Here is a 23,162-nt window from a genome sequence, read left to right as displayed (position 1 = left end):
TTGATAAATATTGTTATTTTCGTATTCGAGGCGTCGTCAGGATCGGGAAATAGACCCCGACATACAAAGCGAAGGCCACGATCCACAAACTGCCCGACAGCAGCATGGTTTCGAAGTAGCCGAGGGCGCCGAGCCCGAAACTTCGCACCAGCGCGGCGGCGATCAGAAGCACATAGGCGAGCACGATCGGCCTCGACACCTTCAACGGCAAACCCGCGTGACCGAGCGAGGCGCGCGTCATCATTGCAAGTGTCATGCTGCCGATTGCTCCGGCAGCAAGCAAATGCAGGGCAGCCGTTTCGGAGTATTCGCCGGTCAGTAAAGTCACACCGTAAACCAGATACCCGGACCCAAGCAGTAGATAGGCGGCATGCAGGATCCAGAGGATCGGTTCCCTTCGCGCCGCCCAGCCTTGCCAACCGGCAAGACGTAATAGCGTGACCAGCCCGGCCGCCAGGCAAAGCCCACCACGCAACACCTCAGGCACAAACGGCAGGAATGCGAGAGCTGTCAGCAGCACAAGCAGGATACCTGCCCGGTCCAGCCAGAGACGTGACACGGGCAGGGACCCTTGATAGCCCGCCCGAAGCAGGGCGTTGCGCGTGAACGCCGGCACGACCCGGCCACCGATAATCGCGATCATGGCCGTACTGGTGAATATTCCCATCCGAACGCCGGCCTGGGCGGTGTCGTCGGTCCAGCCGACCCACTCCAGATGCATCATCAGATTGCCGGTGAGGAGAGCCGTCAGCAGGGCCAGGAACACCATGTTCCGGGCCTGGGATTTGCGAGCAAGGCGCCCGAGTACGGCGGTGGAGAGGACCGGGACAAAGGCAAGGTCTACCGCGGCAACGATCACCGGGTCGATGCTGTTGGAAAACCAGATCGCAAACCGTCCGGCAAGCCAGACCGTGCCACTGGCAATGACAAACAGCGAACCGGCTTCCTTCGTTCCGGTCCAGTTGGGCACCGCGGTCACGAAGAACCCCGCAATAACGGCAGCCGTATAGCCGAAAACCATTTCATGCGCGTGCCAGAGGTGTGGTGCCATGGCCATGGGTGTGGAGATAAAAGTGCCTCCGGCGGCGTGCACACCGAGCCAGACTGTCCAGGCGAGCATGGCAAATACCGAAAAAATGCCTGCGGAGAGGAAAAAGAACCTGAACCCGGCGGTCAACACTGTCGGAATCCGGGTAGGGCTGCCCAATGCCCCAAAACGATGAGTTGCCATCATGAGCTTGCCTTTCAGGGTGTTTCTGCCGGCAGACCGGCAAATGCAGCTGAAGATGAAACAGGCCGAAGTGCCCTTGGCTCATGATCCCAAGACGGGTCTGCAAGTGTCTTGACCATCGTCAAGTCGGATTGGATTCATGACTATAAGAGTCAGGTATATCGACGGAGCTGCAAGGTTCCGGAAACGTGTTCCTTTAGAGAGCGCCCCTGCCATGCCCAGCCTCAACTGGCTCAATTTTATCGCGGCCTTCCTGGTCTTCTTCGCCTCCCACATGGTTCTGGTCAGGCCGCCGATTCGTCCCCTTCTGGTCGCCTTCCTCTCACCGCGCGGGTTTTCACTCTGCTATTCGCTGCTTTCGCTGGTGATCCTGTGGTGGTTGATTGTGGCAGCCCGTGATGCGCCATACGTTGCGCTTTGGCCTTGGGAGACCTGGCAGACCTATGTACCCGTATTGATGATGCTGCCCGTCTGTCTGATCCTCGCCTTCGGGATCGGCGCACCAAACCCGTTCTCCTTCGGCGGGCGGCACAACAACCGGTTCGATCCCGAGCGTCCAGGCATCGTCGGCCTGACCCGTCACCCGATCCTGGTGGCTGCGTTTCTGTGGTCGGTAGCGCATGTTGTTCCGAACGGAGATCTGGCACACGTCATCCTGTTCGGAACGTTTGCGGTTTTCTCTCTGGCGGGCATGAAACTGATCGATCGGCGCAAACAAAGGGAAATGGGCAATACCTGGAATTGCCTGCTTGCCGACATGAAGCGTTCGTCCAGCGTGGCTCCGGTCAACTGGCAAGCAATCCTTTTCAGGGCAACGGCAGGGGTTGTGCTCTACATTGTCCTGGCTGTCGCGCACCCCTTGTTTGCAGGTGTCGATCCCGTGGCAACGCTGATGCCGTAAGGCAGCGGTCGTCAGGTCTTGCCGGAAATTCTGGCCAATTCCGTCAGCCGCCGGGCACACCGATCCGCCATATCCGCCAGAAACTTGAGGCTTTCGGCATGATCGAGCATCTCCTGCGGTGACAGCGGCTTGCGGCTGAGGAGCGCCAGGTCGCTCAGAAAGGATATGCCGGACGCCATCTGGGCATACTCGGTCTCGATATTGCCGGTCAGGTCCCTCTGCAGCTTGAGGGTTCTCCAGGTTTCTATGGCGACGATCGTCCGGTCCAGTTGTTCCTTGCACGTACAGGGCATGTCCAAGCGTTGCAGTTCACGGTGGATCTGCTCGATGACATCCGGAAATGGTTCGCTTCGCGCTTCGGTGCCCGGTCTCAGGCCGGGAGTGTCGCTGTCTTCCATCCTGCATCTCCTGCGAGATAGGCGTTGCAGACAGGGCCGGGCAGGTCTTGGCCTGCGAGCTCTGCATTCAAGTCTTCACATGTCAGCTCGCCATCCAGAAAACGCCTGAATGTGCCGGCGACCTTCACCATGTCCAGCGAATGAGGAGACAGGCGTAGCCGGCGGATACCCGTTGCCTGCAATTGTCCGCTGGTTACGCCCGCAACATGAACGGCATCCGACAGGGTCTGAATTCCGTTTGCCGCCAGGAACCTGCGATCGTCCAGTGTGGCGATGTTCATTCCGTCCGGGTCGCGATCACAGACAAACTGACAGGCATCCTTGCGCAGCCCATGTGCCCTTGCATGGTAACAACGGGATGAGAGTGCGAGTGGAAGCCTGCCGAACGCAAAGAGTTCAATGTCCACCTCCGGCACGAGCGCGGCGATTTTCTGGATCGAAACAAGAGGCAGTTCGACCGGAGGACACCAGGCCGTGGCTCCTCTGTCGGCAAGCAGTCTGAGGCTGGCTTCGTTGTAGACATTCAGAAACGGGCCTGCCGTGAATTCCTGGCCAGCGCGGCCCGGGACCATCGACAGATCGTTGATCTCTATCGGCATGTCATAACCGGCCTGCTGGCGCAGGATCTCCCGTTCCCGCTTGTTGACGGGTTGCGCAAGCCCTGACAGGACCACCTGTTTACCGGCCTTGGTCAGCATCTCCATGATGTCCGGCCAGAGTGCATCTGTGAACGGCATGCGCTTGCCGCACACGACTTCACCCAGATACACGCGGTCGATGTCCGCTTCCTCGGCAATGCCGCGGTAGAAGTCGACAAGCCGCTCTGCAGACCAGTTGAAGAAACAGGGCCCGAGCGCAAGTTCAATTTTCGGATGGTCCGGCATCTTTTATCGCCATGTTTTCTTGTAGGAGCCTGCGGTCTGACGGCCGCCTTCCGAAAAGGCTTTCAAGGCGCCGATGGCCGGGCCGGGGTCGCCGCCGTCTGAAAGACTGTCGACAGCCTTTCGAAACGCGCCGACGACGCCCGCGATATAGGCCTTGCCGCGTTGGCGACCTTCGATTTTCAGCGCTGTGACACCCGCCTTGGAAAGGTCTCCGAGAAGCTCGAAGGCATTGAGGGAAACCGGGTCCTCGAACAGGTAGCCGGTCTTGCCTTCCGCGGTGAACTGGCCCTTGCAGAGCGTCGGATAACCGGCTGCCTGGCCTTGCTCGAAACTGTCGATTGTGAACCCGCCGAGCCGGGCCTGAAGTTTGCCGTCGGCGTCTTCGGTGTAGTCGACATGTTCCGGCGGCGAACACACGCCGGTCAGGTTCGGCGACTTGCCCGTGGCGTAGGAGGAAAGCGAGCATCTGCCCTCCGTCATCACGCAGAGCCCGCCGAAAACGAAGACCTCGGTTTCAACGTCGATTTCCTTGTTCAGACTTGCGATTTCAGGCACCGACAGCACCCTGGGCAGGACGACGCGCTTCACCCCGAAAGTGTCCGTATAGAACCGGATCGCCTCGGGCGTGTTGGCGGCCGCCTGCACGGACAGATGAAGCCTCAGTTCAGGATGGTTGCTTGCCGCATGATCGAGAACGGCAAGATCTGCGGCAATGACGGCGTCGGCCCTGCATTGCGCAGCCGTATCGACAGCCTCTCGCCACAGACCGACATCTCCGGCCCGGGCAAACGTGTTGATCGCGACCAGCACCCTGGACCCCTTGCGGTGGGCAAAGGCAACGCCCTCCGCCAGCTCTTCCGGCGAGAAGTTCAGCCCGGGAAAGTTGCGCGCGTTGGTCTCGTTTGCAAGGCCGCAATAGATCGCGTCGGCACCGGCTTCCGCTGCTGCGCGTAACGCGGCAGGGGTTCCTGCCGGGCAAACCAGTTCCAACGGCTTTGCTTCAGGCGATTTCATGAGAGTTTCTGCCGGGAACAGTCAGCTTGGGCGGATTTTTGCGCAAAGGCACGAACCTGGCCCAGCAGCTTGTCGCTGATGGTGTTGACCCAGTCGGCCGATTGTCCGCTCAGGCCGAAGAATTCGCCCGGGGTGAGATCTGCCTCTTCCAGCGTGTTGCGCAGGGCCAACACGTGTTCTGTCCTGCCTTCGATACGAAGATCACGGCTGAAGAACAGGGCGTCGCCATCATAGGTGCCGTCCAGCAGCCCCAGCAGCACCAGAAAGGGAGCGCGCACGATCGCCCTGGCATCGCCAATCCGGCTCTTGTCACAGATCCGGACCCTGGAGTTGTCCGGGTCCAGTGACAGAAGAAAGGCGTGGGGCAAATCGTCCGGAACGATCGCGATCGGCACCTGGACAACGTCGCCGAGCCTGCGGATCAGATCCGGCCGGCGTGCGACGAGGCGTTTCGTGAGGGTCGACAACAGCGCTTCCATTGGAGGTTTCGGCAGGGGCGAAACAAGGGAGGAAACGAGTGGTGGCAGGCTTTCCGAAGAGAGGTGTGTTTGCATCCGGATCTCACTTTCTGTGAGCGGAGCCTAGACCGGCATCGCCCCTTGCCAACTTGACAATTATCAAGGCGGGCATCGGTCGTTCTGCCGATATCGCCGGACACTCTGAGCAGCGTGTTGCCACACGCGCATGTCTTGCTGGAATCACGATGCAAAAGACCGGTCGCGACCTGCCTCCCTTTCCCAACTTGCGGAAATTCCTGGATTTTCTGGGTCGTCAAGACGATTTGAAGACCCTGAGCACCCCCGTGGATGTTCATCTTGAAGCGACCGCGTTGCATCAGAAGGTGATCGGGAGTGCCGGTCCCGCGGTCCTCGTTTCCAATCCAGTCCGGGCAGACCGGGGCGGTTTTGCCGCACCCCTTCTGATCAATCTCTTCGGCACCTCGAAGCGCGTTGCGAACGGACTGGGTCTTCACCCCGAAAACCTGCCCGACCTCGGACAGTTTCTGGCCAGCTTGCGCAGTCCGCAGCCGCCCGCTTCCTGGCGGGAGGCTGGAACCCTGATCCCGATGGCAAAGGCAGGGCTGAATTCAAGGCCGAAGATGACTGGCGTTCCCAAGGATCTTCAGCGGGTTGAGCCGGATCTTTCGCAGCTTCCGGTCCAGACCTGCTGGCCGGGCGATGCGGGACCGCTGATCACCTGGGGAATGGTCGTCACCCGTCGTCCCGGCAAGGACGATCCCAGGAATTATAATCTCGGCATCTACCGGATCCAGGTGCTGGACAAGGACAGGGCAATCCTGCGCTGGCTGCCGTTTCGCGGCGGTGCCCAGCATTACCGCCAGTGGCAGCAGTCAGGCGAGGCAATGCCTGTTGCCGTGGTAATCGGCTGTGATCCGGCAACCTTGCTGGCGTCTGTTATCCCGGCTCCGGCAAACGTGAGTGAACTGGCGCTGGCCGGCGTCTTCAACGGCACGCCATCAAAGCTTGCTCCCTGCGATACGATCGATCTTCATGTCCCGGCGAGTTCCGAGATTGTCCTGGAGGGAGAGGTCCAGCCGGGAGAGACGGCGCTGGAAGGACCTTTTGGCGATCACACCGGTTACTACAACGAAGCCGCCGATTATCCTGTGTTCCGGCTGAAGGCCATGAAGATGCGCCGGGACTGCGTCTATCTGTCGACCTTCACAGGCAGGGCACCCGACGAGCCCTCTGTTATCGGCGAGGCCATGACGGGTCTCTTCCGCCCGCTGCTGCAACAGGCAATTCCGGAAATTATCGATGTCCATCTACCTCCTGCGACCTGCTCCTACAGAGTGGCGATCCTTCAGATCGCCAAGACCTATCCCGGTCAGGCACGGAGGGCGATGATGGGCTTCTGGTCACTCTTGCCACAGTTCTCGATGACCAAATACGTGATCGTTGTCGATCAGGACATCGACATCCGGAACTGGGACGATGTCATGTGGGCTGTCGCGACACGGTCCGACCCGGAGCGCGACCTGCTCGTCCTGACCGGAACATCGGTCGATCAACTGGACTTTGCCAGTCCGCGCGAGGGACTGGGAGGCAAGCTCGGCATTGATGCGACGATCAAGACTGGCGCAGAGACGGTACGGAGGTTTGCGGAGAAACTGACCATGCCGGCGGAGATGGAAACGCGTGCTGACAGCCTCTTCGAGCAGCTGTGCCTAACACCTGCGGCCGAGGTGCACCCATGAGCCGGCGTAAACGACTTGTAATCGGCATTTCCGGGGCGTCAGGTGCGGCAATTGCACTTGAAATTCTGCGGTTGTGCAAGGCACTCAGGCTCGACACCTTCACCACGGTGAGCGCTGCGGCGGAACGGACGATACAGCTTGAGTTGGGCGATGCGGCCCGCCGGGAAATCCACGATCTCGCGACGCAGGAATATGCCGCTTCGGATGTCGCCGCACCCATATCCAGCGGCTCCTTTCAGATGGATGCCATGATCGTCGCGCCCTGTTCCATGCGCAGCCTCGCTGCCATCGCCTACGGCACGGGGGAGGGACTGCTGGCGCGCGCTGCAGATGTCACTCTGAAGGAACGCAGGCAGCTTGTCCTGCTGGCTCGTGAAGCCCCGCTCCACGAAGGGCACCTGGAGGCAATGCTCAAGGTCACCCGCATGGGTGCGATCGTCGCACCGCCGGTGCCTCCGTTTTATCTGGGCCTTTCAACGATAGAGGAAATGACCCGGCAGATTGCTGCCCGCACGCTCGCAACGGCGGGGATCGATCCGGGAGACAACCTGCGGCGATGGACTGGTGAACCAGCCTGAAATTAGATCTCCGGCAGCCCTTTGCCGGTCGATCTGTGATCTTTCGCCGCGACCGAGCCCCCTGTCAGACTTGACTATGGTCAATTGGGTCGGGTTCTCCCGGTGCTACGCCCTTATTCGGAACAAGAAGGGCTTCGCCAATGTCTGAACCAATCCTTCAAACCGAGAGTGGACAAATAATGCCGCCGCCGACGGCCAGTGGCGCGGATGTTCTGACGCTTGCGCATGCTGTGCCGGGCAAGGCATATCACGTTGTCTGCCTCGGTGAGACACGCCACTCGCGCATGGAACTTCTTGCGGCCGGGCTTGCACCCGACACGGTCATCAATCTTCTTCGCGGCAACGGTTTGCGGCCGCGCATCGTGGCCTGTGGCGACATTCGCGCCGCCATCGGCGCGGATCTGGCCTTGTCGGTCCATCTCTCTCCTTGTGACTGCGGCTGCGGTTGCGACAGCAATCGCCAGAAGGAACAGGGACAAGAACACGTTTTCCGGGGGAGGGACGTCTGATGGGCTGTTCCAGTTGTGCCGCACCCGGTTGCGTTCGGCGGGATCTTCTGCCCTGTGCGCCGGCCCAGTACCGGGTTTTCCTGCTCGGCCCTGCCAATTCGGGCAAGTCCACGCTGTTCAACATGCTCACCGGCGCCCGGCAAACGATCGGCAACTGGCCCGGCGTGACCGTCGATCGAAAGAGCGGAACGGCTGTCATCAAGGGTCTGACCGTTGAATTCGTTGACCTGCCGGGAATCTCGAGCCTGTCCGCTCCCCAGGCGGAACGGATAGATGAAAGGGTTGCCAGAGACGCGCTCGTCAACGTGGCGCATGATGCCCTGATTGTTGCGGTGGATCTGTCCGCGCCGCATCGCGGATTGTCCATGTTGCTGCAGGCCCGTGGAAACGGCGTGCCCGTTGTGGCGGTTCTGACGAAGGCCGACTGCTGGACGTCGTCTGCCGTGGACGCAGCTGCTCGGGTTCTGAGCGAACAATTGAATGTTCCAGTGGTTGCCGTTTCCGGCAGAACCCTTTCAGGGCTCGATCAGCTCCATGACCAGCTTGCACGTTGCCTGCAAGATCGGCAGCGCGTTTCCTCTCCTCAGCAGACATCCTTGCCCGGCAAGGTCTGCGACGCCTTGGAGGCGTTGCAACAGGTACTGGACGGCAGGCCCGAATATGAAAACGCCAACACCGTTGCCGCATCGCGCCGGTTGATGGAACGGGACTGGTTGACGGAAAAACGCGCGAGACAAGACCTTCTTGAAATCCGTGACCGGTTAATCGAGGAGACCGGACCTGTGGAAGGCGTGCCGCTCGACCAGTATCTGGCGGACGCGCCCCTTGCACAGGCAACCCTTCTGGCGCGCCGCATAGATATGCCGCCCCCTGCAGGTCGCAGATTTCTGTCCGACAGGTTCGACCGGATCGCTCTTTCGCCATGGTTCGGCCCGGTGCTGTTTCTTGGCGTGATGTATCTCCTGTTCTTCCTGACGATCAATGTGTCCGGCGTTTTCATCGATCTGTTCGATGGCCTCGGTCAGGCTGCCTTTGTCGATACGCCAGCGCTCGTATTCCATCAGCTCGGGCTGTCCGGCACGGTCCTCGACATCGCCGTCGGCGCGATCGGTACCGGCATTCAGACGGTCGGGACCTTCGTGCCGGTGGTCGGGTTCCTGTTCCTGTGCCAGATCTTTCTGGAGGAAAGCGGATACATGACCCGCGCAGCCGTGGTCGCGGACCGTGTGATGCGTCGTCTGGGACTGTCGGGCCGCGCCTTCCTGCCGCTCGTGCTCGGTTTCGGATGCACAATTCCGGCGGTGCTGGCGACGCGGACACTCGACACGCGCGCCGAGCGCATTTTGACCTCGATGATGGCGCCCTTCATGTCCTGCGGGGCACGCCTTCCGGTCTATGCGCTGTTCGCCGCTGCTTTCTTCCCGGTTGGGGGCCAGAATGTCGTTTTCGCACTTTATCTGATCGGCATCGCGGCAGCGCTATTCACCGGCTGGATGCTGGCTCCCCGGCTGACCTTGCAGCGACCCAGGCCTCTGGCAATCGAGCTGCCGATCTACCAGATGCCGCCGTTTTCCAGGGTCCTGCGGCTCTGCTGGGCCCGGATCCGGCAATTTGTTGCCGAGGCAGGAAAAACCATCGTGATCGTGGTTGCGCTTCTGTCGTTTCTGAATTCCGTCGGCCCCGATGGCAGCTTCGGCAATGAGGACAATGGCACCTCCATACTGGCGCTCACAGCCCGGCAGGTTACGCCCGTTCTTGAACCCATGGGCGTCAGTGCCGACAACTGGCCGGCAGCGGTCGGTCTTTTCACCGGCATGTTCGCAAAGGAAACCGTCGTGGGAACCCTGCAGGCTCTCTACGCGTCCGGCGAAACGACAGCTGAAGTGGTTCCCAATCCGATGGAAACCGCACAAGCCACGGTGCTTGCCCTGGGCGAATCCCTGCTCGGCCTGGCGGATGCCCTGCTTGATCCACTTGGACTGGATGTCGGTGACATATCCAGTTTCGAAGCCGCCGCAGGCGAACAGAACGTCCAGCCAGCCGTCTTTGCCGAAATGTCCAGGTATTTCGGCAGCCAGAGCGCTGCATTTGCCTACATGCTGGCCGTATTGCTCTACATCCCCTGCGTTGCGACCCTTTCTGCGATTGCTCGGGAGATCGGTGCCGGTTGGGCCGTCTTTGCTGCTGCCTGGACAACGTTTGTCGCCTATTCCGGTGCCACGATCGCCTATCAGCTCAGCCAGATCGGCAGCCACGCTGAACGCTCCCTTTTCTGGCTGGCGCTGATGACGGGACTGATCGGACTGACCTTCTTCGTTAGCCGGACCCTTGGAAGAAGTGGTCCGTCCAAGGCGGATTTTCGACCTTCCGCATCCGGGTGAATTTTACCCTCATAACTAGAAAGTGCCAATTTGTGCCGTCGGGCGTTCGAGGAGTGGCGAAGGGCGATCGATGCTGTGGGCATCTGCAAGGCCTTCGCTTCCCTGCGTCGATAGGAGCAGCCAAAAGGCATGTCTGAATGCTCATTTAGGTCAGCTCCTTAGATCCGTGGGTCACTACCCGCCGTTCTGTCGATTTGGACGGAGCCAGGTCAAGTTGACGGCATCGAAATTCGTTCTCCAAACAAGTGCAAATACCGAAACTTTAGGTAGTAAGAACGCGGTTCCGGCTCTGGCCGGGATTGCGGCTGCAATGCTGTAGCGTCGCTGGCCGACAGCGTTTCGACACGGAGAATGTCGATTTTTGATATTATTCGACTCTTGCTTGACAAATGACAAAATACGGATGAAGCATAGAGCCCATCAAGACCGGACCTGCACGTTCAGGGCGGCTCAGGGAGGAGCTAATCAGCGTCACTCTTGTCTCGGAAACTTTGGTTGGCCGAGCGCGGACCTTTGTTCAAAGGTGTCTCGCGCATGGCTTCCGGGGCTGAGCCCTTCTGTGACGTTTTTTCAAGCGGAAAGAGAATGCAGAGATTTATCAACGACCCAGACAACCTCGTGGACGAGACCGTTGCCGGCTTCGTGAGGGCGCATAGCGACCTTGTCCGGCTGGATCCGGAAAACGACCGTGTTGTCGTGTCCACCACAGCGCCGCGGCCAGGTCGTGTGGGTATCGTCACTGGTGGTGGATCGGGTCACGAGCCGGCCTTTATCGGCTATACCGGCCGGAACCTTGTCGACGCCACCGCTGTTGGCGAGCTGTTCTCCTCACCGACCGCCAAGAGCTTTGCCGATGCGATCCGCGCCGCCGATGGCGGCAAGGGTGTTGCCGTCCTCTACGGCAATTATGCCGGCGACAACATGAACGTGAAAATGGCCAAGGAAATGGTGGCTCCCGACGGCATCGAGGTCGTTACGGTGGTTGCCAACGACGACGTCTGCTCTGCGCCGCTTGCCGAGCGGGAAAAGCGCCGGGGTGTCGCCGGAGAAATCTTCATGTGGAAGATCGGCGGAGCGAAGGCTGCGCTCGGCGGGTCATTGACGGAAGTGCAGGCGGCCGCGCAAAAGGCAATCGATGCCTGCCGGTCCGTTGGTGTGGGTCTCGGGCCCTGCACCTTGCCCGCTGTGGGTCATCCCAATTTTTCGATCGAAGCCGGTACGATGGAAGTCGGCATAGGTCACCACGGCGAACCCGGTGTTCGTGTCGAAAAGCTCGCTTCTGCCGATGCCGTGGCCGACGACATGCTGAAGATCGTTCTCGATGATCACGGACTTGAGGACGGAGCGGAAGTCGCCGTGCTTGTTTCGGGTCTCGGTGCCACGCCCGTGAACGAGCTTTATGTCCTCTACAACCGCATCGAGACACGTCTCCAGGCGCAGGGCATTCGTGTGCACAAGGCGTTTGTCGGCAACTACTTCACCTCCCTGGAAATGATCGGTGCGACCTTGACGGTCATGGCGCTCGACAGTGAGCTGAAAGAGCTGCTGGACATGGCCGCCGAGGCACCGGGCATGTCGACCGGGCAGGTCGAAGCACCGGAAGTTACCGAAGGCGCTCCGACCCACAGGTCACGGGGAAGCCGAAAAGAAGCGCGGTCCACCGTCGCAAAGGATGTCACCATAGAAGGACCTTCTGTGCCTGTTGCGGGATCTCAGGAGATCGTGGCGGAAGTTGCCGAGGTGATCGTCGCGAACAAGGCCTATCTTTCCGAAATCGACGGTCTGATCGGGGACGGTGATCACGGGATCAACATGGCCAAGGGGTTTGGTCGTGCCGCGGAGCGTATTTCCGGCAAGTCCCTTTCACTTGATGAGGCGATGAGCGTTCTGTCCGATGTCCTGATGAGCGAGATCGGCGGATCCATGGGGCCATTGTACGGCTTCATGTTCCAGGAAATGGCAACGACCGTTCAGGGGCGCCCCGCCATCGATGCCGACGGGTTCTCGGCCGTTCTCAATGCCGCGCTTGATGGCGTTCGCCGGACCGGCTCGGCAAAGGTCGGCGACAAGACACTGATCGACACGCTTGTTCCGGCGGTCGAAGCCTTTGACGGTGCGAAATCGCAAGGGTTCGTTGCTGCCCTTGCCGCCATGCGCAAGGCCGCAGAACAGGGACGTGACAGCACGATCGATCTGGTCGCGAAGATCGGACGTGCCAGCCGTCTGGGCGAACGATCGCGCGGTGTGCTGGACGCAGGCGCGACATCCTGCTGCCTTATCCTGGTGGCACTGGCCGACTCACTTGAAAAGAGGCTGGGCTAAACGGAGCAGCAGACGAACCATGACAAACCTCAACGCAACGCAAATGACCGAATTGCTCCGCATCGTCTCGATGCGGATCGACGAAGCAAGTGCCGAACTTGGTGCCCTGGATGGCGCCATCGGTGATGCCGACCATGGGAACACCATGGCACGCGGATTTGCCGCGGTCGTTACCGCGTGCGTTGAGGCTGCAAACCAGGACGTGAAGGCCGGTGCCCTGTTGCCGATTGCAGGACGCTCTTTCCTGAATGCCGTCGGTGCAACGACCGGACCGCTCTATGCCAGTGCCTTTCTTCGGGCTGGGCAGGCCTTTGATGCGCAGCAGGATATTCCGGTGGACCGTCTCCCGGAGATGGTTGTCTGCTTCTGCGACGGGATTGCACAACGGGGCAAGGCGACCCCTGGCGACAAGACCATGCTGGACGCCTGGGGGCCGGCTGCGCGTGCCGTAACAGAAGCACAAGAGAACGGGGTAGGCCCGGTTGCTTGCCTCGATGCCGCGCTGGAGGCCGCGAGCGAAGGGCGAGAAGCCACGCGCGCCATGGTTGCCTCCGTCGGCCGGGCCGCAAGACTGGGTGAAAGATCGCTCGGGCATGTCGACCCGGGAGCCGCCTCCGCAGTCATCATCATTGCCGCATTGCGCGAGGGTCTCGCGAACCTCCTGCAAGGGGAGGCAAGCTGATGGTGAAGCGTTCCGGCGGGAAACCCGACAAGGCCGTCCTGAGTGAAATGCCGATGCGGTTCGGCGACGATCCGCTGCTGTGGGCTGCCTGGCTCTATTACGAAGACGGCATGACCCAGGCGGACATCGCCAACCTCATGGGGCTCTCCCGGGCGTCGGTAAATACCTATCTGGCCGATGCGCGCACGCGTGGGCTGGTCAATATCGAGATCGAACCGGATCGTTTCCGTTCGGTCATGATCGCAAAGGCCATGAAGGACCGCTTCAACCTGCAGGATTGCCTGGTCATCCCCAGCGAAGGCGGTGATCGCTCGCTGTTCGAACGGCTTGGGGCTGCAGGTGCGCAGGTGCTCAAGAGGCTGGTGCGCGCCGGCGATACGATTGCAGTGGCCTGGGGCCGGTCTGTTCTGTCCCTTGCCGAGGAATTGCACCATCCGGGCCTTGCCGACATTCGCGTCGTTCAGGCGTCCGGCAGCACGACGGCGCGTATACCCTGGACCCCGGAGGCCTGCGCTGCCCGCCTTGCCGAAGCGCTCGGGGCTCGTTGGGTGCCCTTGTCGGCACCTGCCATTGTATCCTCACCGGAAATGCGCGAACGGCTGCTGGCCGAAACCGTCCTGTCGGAGCAGATGGTTGTTCTTTCGGAAGCCAATCGCATCGTGATGGGCATTTCGTCGATGCGCCCGGAAAGCACAATTCACACAAGCGGCTTTCTCGACGGGGTCGACCAGCAAGCGCATTATCAGGACGCGGTCGGCAGCGTCAGCGGGCGCTTCATCTCGGCACGCGGGGAACCGGTCATCGGTCCGGTCAACGATCGGACGATTGGCCTTGATCTTGCAGCGTTGCGGGCAATCCCGCAGCGCATTGCCGTTGCCGGCGGTATTGAAAAGGTTTCGGCGATCCTTGCTGCGCTGCGCGGCGGATACGTCAATGTGCTGATCACCGATGCCGCCAGTGCAAGGGGTGTGCTCACGGCGGATGGCTGGCAGGAGCCGAAACGGCGTTCGCAAGTCCCGGCCCCTGTTGTCGACGGGGCTGCACCGCGCATCCATCACGGTGGCGACAAGAAACTGATCAACGAAGCACGGGACATTGTCGACGAGAGTATTGACGGTCTTTTGCTGGCGCATGAACCCTTGCTTGCCAAGGTGCCGGGGACCCATCGTGCCGTGATGGCGCGGAACGGGCCGAGGTCCGGCAAGGTCGGCATCGTCATTGGGGGCGGTTCGGGCCATGACCCCGGGTTCTGGGGTTATGTCGGCCAGGGCTGCGCTGATGCTGCCGTCATGGGCAACATCTTTGCCGCGCCGCCGCCTGATCCGATTCTGGCTGCGAGCCGTGCAGTTCATGGCGATGCCGGGCTTCTTTATATCTACGGAAACTTCTCCGGTGACGTCATGAACTTCGACATGGCTGCCGAAATGGCAGCAGCGGAGGGAATTCGTGTTCGTCAGGTTGTGACGACAGACGACATCGCCTCGTCACCACCGGATACCCGCGGGTCGCGCCGGGGTGTTGCCGGCAACGTCTTCGTTTTCAAGATCGCGGGGGCTGCGGCAGATCTCAATGCCTCGCTCGAGGCCTGCGAAATCGTTGCGCGGCGCGCGGCCGACTGTACCTACACGATGGGCCTGGCCCTGGAGCCGGTAAGGCTGCCCGATACCCGGCAGCCGAGCTACGAGGTCGGTCCGGACGAGATGGAGATCGGGGTCGGCATCCACGGTGAACCCGGTGTGATGCGGCAGAAGATCGTCAAGGCGGATGATGCCGCGGATCTGCTTCTGGACCGCATTCTGAGCGAGATGGCACCGGTGCGCGGCGATCGCGTGGCGCTGCTCATCAACTCGCTCGGCGGCACCCAGACGATGGAACTCTACATTCTGGCACGCCGTGTTCGCCAGCGTCTGAAGGCGCATGGTATCGGCGTTCACCGCACCTTCGTCGGACCGTATTTCACCTCGCTCGACATGAAGGGAGTGTCGCTCTCGCTGATGAAGCTGGACGACGAGCTTATCACCCTTCTCGACCATCCCTGCCACACTCCTGCACTGACGGAACTCGGTGAGCAGAAGGGTGGAAAGTGACGAAAAGACAATGGGTTAAAGGTGAATTGTCAAACCTTGAATCAGAGTGATTGACATTTGTCAGATACCCTTGTCTAAATACAATTAACGATCCGGAGTGCAAACGCTCCGGCCCCTGGGAGGAAAGATTGTTGCCTAGAGCTGACCGACAGACGGTGTTTTTGGCGCTGATCAATGTGATCGTGCTGGTCACCGGTGCCCTGCTTGCAGGTGCCAATTTTATCGACAGCTATAACCTGCAGATCATGGCTGCCCAGGTACCGGAGCTCGGCCTCCTGGCACTTGGCGTGACCCTGGCCATGATCTCCGGGAACGGCGGCATCGATCTTTCCGGTATCGCCCTGGCCAATCTTTCCGGCATCGTTTCGTTTCTGGTCGTTCGTGCACTTATCGTGCCGGGTGACGATCCGCTGCTGTTCTCCTGGACGTTCGCCGGCGTTGCAATTGCGGTCGGTCTCGTCGGTGGTCTTCTAAATGGTATAGTCATCGCCTTTGCCGGTCTGACGCCGCTGATCGCGACACTCGGCACCCAGCTGCTGTTCACCGGTGTCGCCGTCTGGCTGACCAACGGATCGGCACTCAGCCTCGGATATATTCCGCCGCTCGACAGCTTTGGAAACCTGCCCGTTCTCGGCGTTCCCCTGTGCTTCACGCTGTTTGTCGTGGTGGCCGGGCTGATTGCCTATGTCCTGCGCTATACGCCCTTCGGCGTGAAGCTGATGCTGCTTGGGTCGAATGCCAAGGCCGCTCACTATGGCGGTATCCCGGCCCGCCGCATGATCGTGATCACCTATACGATCTGCGGAATTCTGGCCTCTATCGCGGGTGTCGTCATCGCTTCACGCAATCTGTCCGTCAAATGGGATTACGGCAGCTCCTATGTCCTCATCGCGATCCTGATTGCGGTTTTGGGTGGTGTGAAGCCGGAAGGCGGATACGGCAAGGTGCTATGCGTTCTTCTTGCGGCAACGGCGCTGCAGATCCTGTCGAGCCTGTTCAACTTTCTCGGAATCTCGAACTTCTTCCGCGACCTTGCCTGGGGTGTCCTTCTGCTCGCCCTGCTGGCCTCGGCTCGCGTGAACTTCAGCATCTGGTTGCCATCAAGGCAATGAACGGATGCGCCGCGGGCCTGAGGGCATCCCGGGCGGCGCAAGAATGAACAGCCCTTTTAAAAAACCGTGGAGGAAAGACTATGAAATCAGTCAAGAAACTGGCTGGAAGCGCGCTCGTCCTGAGCACTATACTTGCCGGCCCGGCTTTGGCTGCTGACGAGCAGACCATCACGACGGTCGTGAAGGTTACCGGCGAAAACTGGTTCATCCGCATGAACGAAGGCGTCGATGCCTTCAATGCGGACAAGGAGGCTATCGACGCCACCCAGATCGGCCCGGCACAGGCCGATGCCGCTCAGCAGGCACGCATCATCGAGGATCTGGTTGCCAAGGGCGTATCCGCGATCGCGGTAGTGCCGATGGATCCGTCCGCACTGGAAGGCGTGCTGCGCCGTGCACAGGGCCGTGGCATCAAGGTCATCGCCCATGAAGGTGACAGCATCGTCAACGCGGATGCCGACATCGAAGCTTTCGACAACGCCGCGTTCGGCACCAAGATCAACGAAGGTCTGGCCGAATGCATGGGCGGTGAAGGCAAGTGGACGACCTTCGTCGGCTCACTCGGCAGCCTGACGCACAACCAGTGGGTTGATGCCGGTGCGGCCAACGCGGAAGCAAAGTATCCGGGCATGGAACTGGTTGCTGCGAAAAACGAATCCTTCAACGACGCCAACAAGGCGTATGAGAAGGCCAAGGAAATCCTGCGCGCCTATCCGGACATCAAGGGTTTCCAGGGTTCCTCCGCAATTGACGTCATCGGCATTGGCCGTGCGATCGAGGAAGCTGGCCGGTCCGATCAGACCTGCGTCTTCGGCCTGGGTCTGCCCAAGGACACCGGACCTTACCTGGAGACCGGCGCTGTCGACCGGATCTACTTCTGGGATCCGAAGGATGCCGGCTACGTGATGAACGTCGTTTCGGAAAAGATCCTCAATGGCGAAGAAATCACCGATGGCGCCGACCTCGGCGTGCAGGGCTATAACTCGGTCAAGGTGAGCCAGGGTCCGGGCAAGGGCATCATCATTCAGGGTCAGGCCTGGGTTGATGTCGGCAAGGAAAACTACGGCGAATACCCGTTCTGATCCTCTGACACACGACTGCAAAACAGGGGGCGCGGGAACACCGCGTCCCCGAACCTATCGAATTCACAGGACGTCACCATGCAGCCCCAGCCCGCTCAGTCTCAAAAGACAGGCACGGCGCCTTTTCTCGAGATCCGCAATGTGCGCAAGTCGTTCGGCGGCGTGCAGGCGCTGAAGGATGTCAGCGTCACGCTTCATGCCGGACAGATCTACCATCTCATGGGTGAAAACGGCTGCGGCAAGTCCACGTTGATCAAGATCATCTCTGGCGCCCAACCGGCGACATCGGGACAGATCTTCATCGATGGCGTGCAGACCGAAGGCGAGGTCGCAGGCGATCTCGGTGCCATCGGTGCCCTGCGTGCGGGCATCGAGACCGTCTATCAGGACCTTTCCCTGCTCCCCAATCTGTCGGTTGCCGAAAATGTCGCCCTCACAGGTCAGCTCGTGGAAGCAGACGGCAGTCTCGCCCGGAGGCTGAAGCTGGGCGCGCTTTACGAAACTGCGGCCAAGGCTCTTGAGCAGGTTCATCTGCCGACGGACCGTGCCTTCCTGACGCGAAGAATTGACACGCTTCCTCTTGCAACCCGGCAGCTGGTCGCGATTGCCCGCGCCATTGCCGCAGAGGCACGGCTCGTCATCATGGATGAGCCAACCACTTCACTCACCCGGCAGGAAGTGAACTACCTGCTTTCCGTGGTCCGGAAGCTTTTGGACAAGGGCGTGACGGTCCTGTTCGTGACGCACAAGCTCGACGAGGTGAAGTCTCTTGGTGGACACGCCATCATCATGCGTGACGGTCAGAAGGTTGCCGAGCGCGACGTGACCACCACCAACAAGGCCGAAATCGGTCATCTGATGACCGGTCGCGAGATTTCCGAGGCCCGGTATCGGACCGAGCCGAAAATCGGCGACACGCTGCTTCAGGTCGAAGGACTGAGCCAGGGACGTGCCTTCAAGAACCTGTCGTTCACGGTGCGCAAGGGTGAAATTCTGGGTGTGACCGGCCTTCTGGATTCCGGCCGCAACGAGCTGGCTCTCGCGCTTTCCGGTGTCGTCCCGGCAGAACGCGGCACGATCCGTCTGGACGGCCGGTCGGTTGCCCTGCGCTCACCGGCCGAGGCCATCAGGGAAGGCGTCGGCTATGTTCCCGAAGACCGCCTGACCGAAGGCCTCTTTCTGGAAAAATCCATTCAGGACAACGTCACGTTGCCGGTGCTGAACAGGCTGCGCAATTTCTTCGGAATGATCAGTCAGCGCAAGGCGCGCAAGCTCTCTGAAGACCAGATCACTGATCTTCAGGTGGTCGCGCCCGATGTGACGGTGCCGGTGCAGTCGCTTTCAGGCGGTAACCAGCAACGGGTTCTGATCGGACGCTGGCTCACCATCGAACCACGCCTCCTGGTGCTGCACGGCCCGACTGTCGGCGTCGATGTTGGCTCGAAGGACACGATCTTCCGCATCATTCAGCGTCTGGCGGACGACGGCATGGCTGTCGTGATCATTTCCGATGACCTTCCCGAGCTGCTGCAGAACTGCGACCGCATTCTCGTCATGCGACAGGGCGGGATCGTCGCCGATTATGCGGCCGAAGAGGTCGATGAAGACGGGATCTACCAGACAATGGCTGCAGGCCCGGCGACGGAAGCGCCGGCGAACATGGACGAGGAAGCCGCACAGTGACCGACATGACCCTTACCAACAGCGGACCCGGCGTGTTCAAGCGCATCTGGGATCTGATGGGCCGCAGACCGGAGCTGTTCACGCTTGCACTCGTCATCCTGACGGTGATCGGCGTTGCGATTGCCAATCCGGATTTTCTGGCGGTCAACAATCTCTTCGACATTCTGCGGGCCTCGGTGGTCCGCGGCATCTTTGCAATGGGCGTGCTTGCCGTTCTTGCCGCCGGCGGGATCGATGTATCGTTTACCGCGATCGCAGCCTTCGTCATGTACGCGCTGACCATGCTGGTCACGAATGTGTTTCCGGGCATGCCGATCTGGGTGATCTTGCCGCTGGCCGCCGCCGGAGGAGCTGCTTTCGGCGTGGTCAACGGGCTTCTGGTCCATGCGCTGCGCACGCCTTCGCTGATCGTTACCATCGGCACCCAGTACTTCATTCGCAGTTTCCTGCTGACGTTCATCGGAACGGCCCTGTTCATGAATATTCCGGCCGCAATGGATGGCTTCGGGAAAGCCTCGCTGATCACGTGGCATGGCACCAATGGTGTGATCTCGACCCTGCCGGCAACAGTGCTGGTGCTGGTGGCCGCGGCTTTTGCGACCTGGTTCATCCTCGAAAGAACGCTCATGGGACGGGCGATCTTTGCAGCTGGCGGCAATCCGGGCATTGCCGAGCGCCTCGGGTTCAATCTGTTCTATGTCAGGTTGTTCGTCTTCGGCTGGGCCGGCCTTCTGGCTGGTGTCGCTGGTATCGTGCATGTCGCTTCGAACCGGCTTGCCAACCCGTTCGACCTTGCAGGCATGGAACTGGAAATCATCGCGGCAGTGGTGCTCGGCGGCGCCAAGATCACCGGTGGTTCGGGAACCGTGGTCGGCACACTGCTCGGCGTTGTCCTGATCACGCTGGTCAGCAACGTTCTTGTCTTCATCGGTATCCCCAGCACGCTTCAACTCGCCATCATCGGCGCCTTCATCCTGCTGGCGGGCACGATCTTCGCATTGCGCAACCGCGCCTGAAACATACTTTCCCGGGAGGAAAAATGAGCCACGATGCTGCTGTCATAGGCCTTTACATTCTTGACGTTCTCGGTCGCCCGGTCGATGCGATCCCCGAGGGCGGAAACGTCGAGTTCGTCGACGAAATTCGGTTGACCGTTGCCGGTACCGCGGGCGGTACGGTGATCGATCTGGCGAAACTCGGACTGAACTGTCTGGCCGTCGGAGCCGTCGGCGACGATGAAAAGGCTGACTTCGTGCTGTCGACGCTCAACCGGTTCAAGGTCGACACCAGCCTGATGCAGCGGCTCGAGGGCGTACCGACGTCGGCAACCATCCTGAACGTGCGCCGCAACGGTGACCGTCCGGCCCTGCACCAGCGCGGCGCGTCCGATCATTTCGATGTCCCAGCAGACATGCTTGATGCCGTGCTGGCGCCGTCAATCATTCACCTGGGTGGAACCGGACTGCTGGCCAAACTGGACGGCGAGCCGAGCGCGAGACTTCTGGCGGAAGCCAAGAAACGTGGCCGCACGGTCACCTTCGATTTGCTGGGAGCCAACGAAAACACAATCGACCTGCTCCTACCGCTGCTTCCGCATGTCGATTATTTCATGCCGTCGATCGAAGAAGCCCGTCTGATTTCCGGTGCAGGCGACATCCAGGAAGCAGGACGTTTTTTCCTGGATCGCGGCGTCAAGCAGTGTGTCTTCACGCTTGGCGGTGACGGCGTCTGCTTCATGGATCACAAGGGCGAGTTTGTCCGCCAGCCTGCGTTCGAGATTTCCGTCGTGGATACGACCGGCTGCGGCGACGCCTTCGACGCCGGGTTCATCACGGCCCTTCACCACAAGATGGATCTGAAGACTGCGCTGAACTTTGCGCAGGCCTCGGCGGCGCTTGTGGCGACGGGGCTCGGGTCTGACGCGGGCATCAAGAGCTTCGAGGACACCGTCAACTTCATGAATTCGGCGAAGGTTCTTGCCTGACAGACAGAACGCGCGGGCCTCAGCCCTTGAGGAGGGCCCGCGCCGTTTCCAGGTCGGTGACAAAATGGGTTGCATAACCACCCTTCAGCGTTGCGCGGATTGCCTCGAGCTTTGACAATCCGCCTGCCACGCAAAGCCGGCGTGGAATGGCGCGCAGTTCGTCGAGTTCGATCCCCATCATGCGCTTGTCGAATTCCCGGGTGATCTGATTGCCCTCCTCATCGAGGAACCGGCAGATCAGAACGGCTTTCGCGCCGTCTTCACCGTAGGCGTCGATTTCCTCGTCCGTCGCGATGTCGGCAAAGCGGATGGTGCTTTCCGGACCAAGGCCACCGAGCCCGAAAACGATCGTACGGGCGTGCCGGATCATGTCGAACTGGCGTTCGAGGGCAGGTTCACGTCGCAGCGCCTGGCACAGGTCTGCGCTGGACAGAACAGCCGGTGCATTCAGGTTCATGCTGATCGCACCAAGCTTACGGGCCATGATTGCGGTGCAGAGTTCGGCGGAAAAGTCGCGCTTGCTGGTAGCGGCTCCTGTCACCTGAACCACCGTGACCCCGTCGACGTCGCTCATGGGTTTCAACGCGTCGGCAACCGCAAGAACAGTCTTGCCCCAGGAAACACAGAGGATCTCACCGGGGTCGATCATCCGCTCCAGCTGGCGCGCACCGGCTGCACCAAGGGTCAATAGCCGTGTCTGGGCATCCGCGCCGGGTTGATGCTGCACCACCAGCGTTTCGCTGAGGCCAAAGCGTTCGCATATCTCCCGTGAGAGATCGGAACGTGCCATGACGCCCGCATCCATGGCGATGCGAACGACACCCCGCTCTCGTGCTTCCTGAAGATAGTTCACGATGGTTGCGCGCGAGACACCGATGATGCCGGCAATGTCGCTCTGGTTGAGCGATTCTTCGTAATAGAGCCAGGCTGCCCAGACGACGACATCGTCAAACTCCGCAGGTACGCGGCGATTGACCTCTCGAGACGGTTCCATTGTCATGACCGCTCCCCCCTTTGTTGCCGATCTGAATTGCACGATTTCGGCCGATAGTCCAATCCGCCGATTAGTGAATCTGACTTTTGACAACATTAAGTAACATTTGTCATTTCGTTGCAACAAAAGACGACAATGTTACGATTGTCTGGAGACAAGAATTGTCGAGAGGATCTCAGGCAAGCCGGACGTCGATTTTTCTGGACAGCATTCGGTCGACAAGCAGCGGGGGAACGGCGGAATTCACGACAACCGCGTCGTAGTCACGAAGATCGTTGCCACCGTAAAAGGCTTTCTTGTCGAACATCCCATGGCTGGCAACCAGGATGATCCGCTTGGCCTTTTCCTGCATCGCATTCCGAACGGCCAGGTCTTCTTCTGTCTCGTAGAAGGTCTTTTCCTCGAAGATCGCATCCGCAGAGACAATCGCCGCATCCGCATCGATGTCGTTGATTTCCCGTATCGTTTGCGGACCGTGGAAACAGCCCGACCAGGATTTGAACGTCCCACCGAGCCCGATGAGAGAAATATCGGGAAGCTCGCGGAAATCGTTCATCAGATCGAGGGAGTTGGTCACGATGGTGAGCGGCACCTTGCTGGCGAGATGCCTGGCTGCGTGCCTGAGAATCGGGGAACCTGCGAGAAAAACGGTCTGACCGGGCTGGATCAGATCCGCAGCGGCCGCTGCGATCGCCTGATAGTCGCCGGCGTCAGTTGCCGCGGTATCAGCCGGTTCAGGTAAACCAGCAGCACTGGTTCTGGAGGTGATCACACCGCGGGACTTCGAGACAAGCCCGTCCTCGACCAGCGTGTCGATATCGCGATGGACCGTCATCAGGCTGATGCCGAAGCGTTTCGAAATCTCGTCGATGCGCGCACTCTGGCGGCTGTTGACGTAGTCGGCGATCAAACGCCTGCGCGCGATCTGGCGCGCCTGTCGGCTGTCGGTGGGAAGGTGGGGCCGGTTTCCGGGGGAACTGGTGTTGTCCGATGCCACGCTGTGTCGCTTCTGCTGCTGCTCGATCAGCTTCACTTAACGTCAAAGTCCGAGTTTGGCAAAGTGGCAGCGTTGCGGTCCGGTTGCCCGGAAAAAGCGGAGGCA

20 protein-coding genes are annotated in these 23,162 nt (G+C 60.3%); 13 read left to right on the top strand and 7 right to left on the bottom strand.

The window, feature by feature from the left end; all coding sequences use genetic code 11:
• Window positions 1-13 precede the first annotated feature (13 nt).
• Complete coding sequence (locus ACYQ6M_RS27135) at window positions 14-1,231, bottom strand: NnrS family protein (RefSeq protein ID WP_460076976.1); 1,218 nt, start codon at window positions 1,229-1,231, stop codon at window positions 14-16.
• 214 nt (window positions 1,232-1,445) lie between these two features.
• Here ACYQ6M_RS27135 and ACYQ6M_RS27130 point away from each other — a divergent pair, with 214 nt between their 5' ends.
• Complete coding sequence (locus ACYQ6M_RS27130) at window positions 1,446-2,132, top strand: NnrU family protein (protein WP_460076720.1); 687 nt, start codon at window positions 1,446-1,448, stop codon at window positions 2,130-2,132.
• A gap of 11 nt (window positions 2,133-2,143) precedes the next feature.
• Here ACYQ6M_RS27130 and ACYQ6M_RS27125 read toward each other — a convergent pair whose 3' ends face one another.
• Genes ACYQ6M_RS27125 through ubiT form a run of 4 tightly spaced genes read right to left on the bottom strand, consistent with a single transcriptional unit; the run spans window position 2,144 to window position 4,982 of the window.
• On the bottom strand, window positions 2,144-2,530 hold the full coding sequence (locus ACYQ6M_RS27125) for a hypothetical protein (RefSeq protein ID WP_370201116.1): 387 nt from the start codon (window positions 2,528-2,530) through the stop codon (window positions 2,144-2,146).
• Window positions 2,503-3,414, bottom strand: coding sequence for a ubiquinone anaerobic biosynthesis protein UbiV (ubiV, locus tag ACYQ6M_RS27120; protein ID WP_460076717.1), 912 nt, complete (start codon window positions 3,412-3,414; stop codon window positions 2,503-2,505). The genes ACYQ6M_RS27125 and ubiV overlap by 28 nt, the downstream gene beginning before the upstream one ends.
• Window positions 3,415-3,417: 3 nt before the next feature.
• The gene (gene ubiU, locus ACYQ6M_RS27115) at window positions 3,418-4,428 is read right to left on the bottom strand and encodes a ubiquinone anaerobic biosynthesis protein UbiU (RefSeq protein WP_297836891.1); all 1,011 of its coding nucleotides are present in this window, start codon (window positions 4,426-4,428) and stop codon (window positions 3,418-3,420) included.
• Window positions 4,425-4,982, bottom strand: a complete 558-nt coding sequence (ubiT, locus tag ACYQ6M_RS27110) for a ubiquinone anaerobic biosynthesis accessory factor UbiT (RefSeq protein WP_460076714.1) — start codon at window positions 4,980-4,982, stop codon at window positions 4,425-4,427. Before ubiT ends, ubiU begins: the two co-directional genes overlap by 4 nt.
• 149 nt (window positions 4,983-5,131) lie before the next feature.
• Between ubiT and ACYQ6M_RS27105 the strand changes: the two genes are divergently transcribed.
• The 12 genes from ACYQ6M_RS27105 (at window position 5,132) to ACYQ6M_RS27050 (ending at window position 21,066) form a co-directional block, all read left to right on the top strand.
• Entirely contained in the window at window positions 5,132-6,646 is a 1,515-nt protein-coding gene (locus ACYQ6M_RS27105; RefSeq protein WP_460076712.1) for a UbiD family decarboxylase, read from the top strand.
• Entirely contained in the window at window positions 6,643-7,224 is a 582-nt protein-coding gene (locus ACYQ6M_RS27100) for a UbiX family flavin prenyltransferase (protein ID WP_460076709.1), read from the top strand. The genes ACYQ6M_RS27105 and ACYQ6M_RS27100 overlap by 4 nt, the downstream gene beginning before the upstream one ends.
• A gap of 179 nt (window positions 7,225-7,403) precedes the next feature.
• Window positions 7,404-7,733 (top strand): FeoA domain-containing protein, encoded by a 330-nt coding sequence (locus ACYQ6M_RS27095; protein ID WP_460076707.1) that lies wholly within the window; start codon window positions 7,404-7,406, stop codon window positions 7,731-7,733.
• A complete protein-coding gene (feoB, locus tag ACYQ6M_RS27090; RefSeq protein ID WP_460076706.1) occupies window positions 7,733-10,114 on the top strand; it encodes a ferrous iron transport protein B in 2,382 nt (793 codons plus the stop codon). The genes ACYQ6M_RS27095 and feoB overlap by 1 nt, the downstream gene beginning before the upstream one ends.
• A 585-nt stretch (window positions 10,115-10,699) precedes the next feature.
• A complete protein-coding gene (gene dhaL, locus ACYQ6M_RS27085) occupies window positions 10,700-12,436 on the top strand; it encodes a dihydroxyacetone kinase subunit DhaL (RefSeq protein ID WP_460076705.1) in 1,737 nt (578 codons plus the stop codon).
• 19 nt (window positions 12,437-12,455) lie between these two features.
• Window positions 12,456-13,118, top strand: coding sequence for a dihydroxyacetone kinase subunit DhaL (gene dhaL / locus ACYQ6M_RS27080; protein ID WP_460076704.1), 663 nt, complete (start codon window positions 12,456-12,458; stop codon window positions 13,116-13,118).
• A complete protein-coding gene (locus ACYQ6M_RS27075) occupies window positions 13,118-15,205 on the top strand; it encodes a bifunctional sugar-binding transcriptional regulator/dihydroxyacetone kinase subunit DhaK (RefSeq protein ID WP_460076702.1) in 2,088 nt (695 codons plus the stop codon). Before dhaL (ACYQ6M_RS27080) ends, ACYQ6M_RS27075 begins: the two co-directional genes overlap by 1 nt.
• A gap of 131 nt (window positions 15,206-15,336) precedes the next feature.
• Window positions 15,337-16,317, top strand: a complete 981-nt coding sequence (locus ACYQ6M_RS27070; protein WP_460076699.1) for an ABC transporter permease — start codon at window positions 15,337-15,339, stop codon at window positions 16,315-16,317.
• A gap of 80 nt (window positions 16,318-16,397) precedes the next feature.
• On the top strand, window positions 16,398-17,399 hold the full coding sequence (locus tag ACYQ6M_RS27065; protein ID WP_023001443.1) for a substrate-binding domain-containing protein: 1,002 nt from the start codon (window positions 16,398-16,400) through the stop codon (window positions 17,397-17,399).
• 78 nt (window positions 17,400-17,477) lie between these two features.
• Window positions 17,478-19,082 (top strand): sugar ABC transporter ATP-binding protein, encoded by a 1,605-nt coding sequence (locus ACYQ6M_RS27060; protein ID WP_075281778.1) that lies wholly within the window; start codon window positions 17,478-17,480, stop codon window positions 19,080-19,082.
• Window positions 19,083-19,087: 5 nt separating this feature from the next.
• A complete protein-coding gene (locus tag ACYQ6M_RS27055; protein WP_031269518.1) occupies window positions 19,088-20,098 on the top strand; it encodes an ABC transporter permease in 1,011 nt (336 codons plus the stop codon).
• Between the two features lie 23 nt (window positions 20,099-20,121).
• Window positions 20,122-21,066: a carbohydrate kinase family protein gene (locus tag ACYQ6M_RS27050; protein ID WP_460076696.1), complete on the top strand. Its 945-nt coding sequence runs from the start codon at window positions 20,122-20,124 to the stop codon at window positions 21,064-21,066.
• A gap of 19 nt (window positions 21,067-21,085) precedes the next feature.
• Here the strand turns inward: ACYQ6M_RS27050 and ACYQ6M_RS27045 are convergent, their stop codons facing one another.
• Together ACYQ6M_RS27045 and ACYQ6M_RS27040 are read right to left on the bottom strand one after the other, a co-directional pair.
• Entirely contained in the window at window positions 21,086-22,066 is a 981-nt protein-coding gene (locus ACYQ6M_RS27045; RefSeq protein ID WP_460076694.1) for a sugar-binding transcriptional regulator, read from the bottom strand.
• Window positions 22,067-22,235: 169 nt separating this feature from the next.
• Entirely contained in the window at window positions 22,236-23,093 is an 858-nt protein-coding gene (locus ACYQ6M_RS27040) for a DeoR/GlpR family DNA-binding transcription regulator (RefSeq protein WP_460076692.1), read from the bottom strand.
• Between the last annotated feature and the right edge of the window lie 69 nt (window positions 23,094-23,162).

Source organism: Roseibium sp. ROS1 (assembly GCF_054658215.1).
The sequence above is the reverse complement of the archived record's forward strand: the minus strand, read 5'-3'. Positions and strand labels throughout refer to the sequence as shown.

Bases quoted from the DNA above. Each gene is read 5' to 3' on its own strand.
- ACYQ6M_RS27135 (WP_460076976.1), bottom strand. From the start codon at position 1,231: ATGGCAACTCATCGTTTTGGGGCATTGGGCAGCCCTACCCGGATTCCG.
- ACYQ6M_RS27130 (WP_460076720.1), top strand. From the start codon at position 1,446: ATGCCCAGCCTCAACTGGCTCAATTTTATCGCGGCCTTCCTGGTCTTC.
- ACYQ6M_RS27125 (WP_370201116.1), bottom strand. From the start codon at position 2,530: ATGGAAGACAGCGACACTCCCGGCCTGAGACCGGGCACCGAAGCGCGA.
- ubiV (WP_460076717.1), bottom strand. From the start codon at position 3,414: ATGCCGGACCATCCGAAAATTGAACTTGCGCTCGGGCCCTGTTTCTTC.
- ubiU (WP_297836891.1), bottom strand. From the start codon at position 4,428: ATGAAATCGCCTGAAGCAAAGCCGTTGGAACTGGTTTGCCCGGCAGGA.
- ubiT (WP_460076714.1), bottom strand. From the start codon at position 4,982: ATGCAAACACACCTCTCTTCGGAAAGCCTGCCACCACTCGTTTCCTCC.
- ACYQ6M_RS27105 (WP_460076712.1), top strand. From the start codon at position 5,132: ATGCAAAAGACCGGTCGCGACCTGCCTCCCTTTCCCAACTTGCGGAAA.
- ACYQ6M_RS27100 (WP_460076709.1), top strand. From the start codon at position 6,643: ATGAGCCGGCGTAAACGACTTGTAATCGGCATTTCCGGGGCGTCAGGT.
- ACYQ6M_RS27095 (WP_460076707.1), top strand. From the start codon at position 7,404: ATGCCGCCGCCGACGGCCAGTGGCGCGGATGTTCTGACGCTTGCGCAT.
- feoB (WP_460076706.1), top strand. From the start codon at position 7,733: ATGGGCTGTTCCAGTTGTGCCGCACCCGGTTGCGTTCGGCGGGATCTT.
- dhaL (WP_460076705.1), top strand. From the start codon at position 10,700: ATGCAGAGATTTATCAACGACCCAGACAACCTCGTGGACGAGACCGTT.
- dhaL (WP_460076704.1), top strand. From the start codon at position 12,456: ATGACAAACCTCAACGCAACGCAAATGACCGAATTGCTCCGCATCGTC.
- ACYQ6M_RS27075 (WP_460076702.1), top strand. From the start codon at position 13,118: ATGGTGAAGCGTTCCGGCGGGAAACCCGACAAGGCCGTCCTGAGTGAA.
- ACYQ6M_RS27065 (WP_023001443.1), top strand. From the start codon at position 16,398: ATGAAATCAGTCAAGAAACTGGCTGGAAGCGCGCTCGTCCTGAGCACT.
- ACYQ6M_RS27060 (WP_075281778.1), top strand. From the start codon at position 17,478: ATGCAGCCCCAGCCCGCTCAGTCTCAAAAGACAGGCACGGCGCCTTTT.
- ACYQ6M_RS27055 (WP_031269518.1), top strand. From the start codon at position 19,088: ATGACCCTTACCAACAGCGGACCCGGCGTGTTCAAGCGCATCTGGGAT.
- ACYQ6M_RS27050 (WP_460076696.1), top strand. From the start codon at position 20,122: ATGAGCCACGATGCTGCTGTCATAGGCCTTTACATTCTTGACGTTCTC.
- ACYQ6M_RS27045 (WP_460076694.1), bottom strand. From the start codon at position 22,066: ATGACAATGGAACCGTCTCGAGAGGTCAATCGCCGCGTACCTGCGGAG.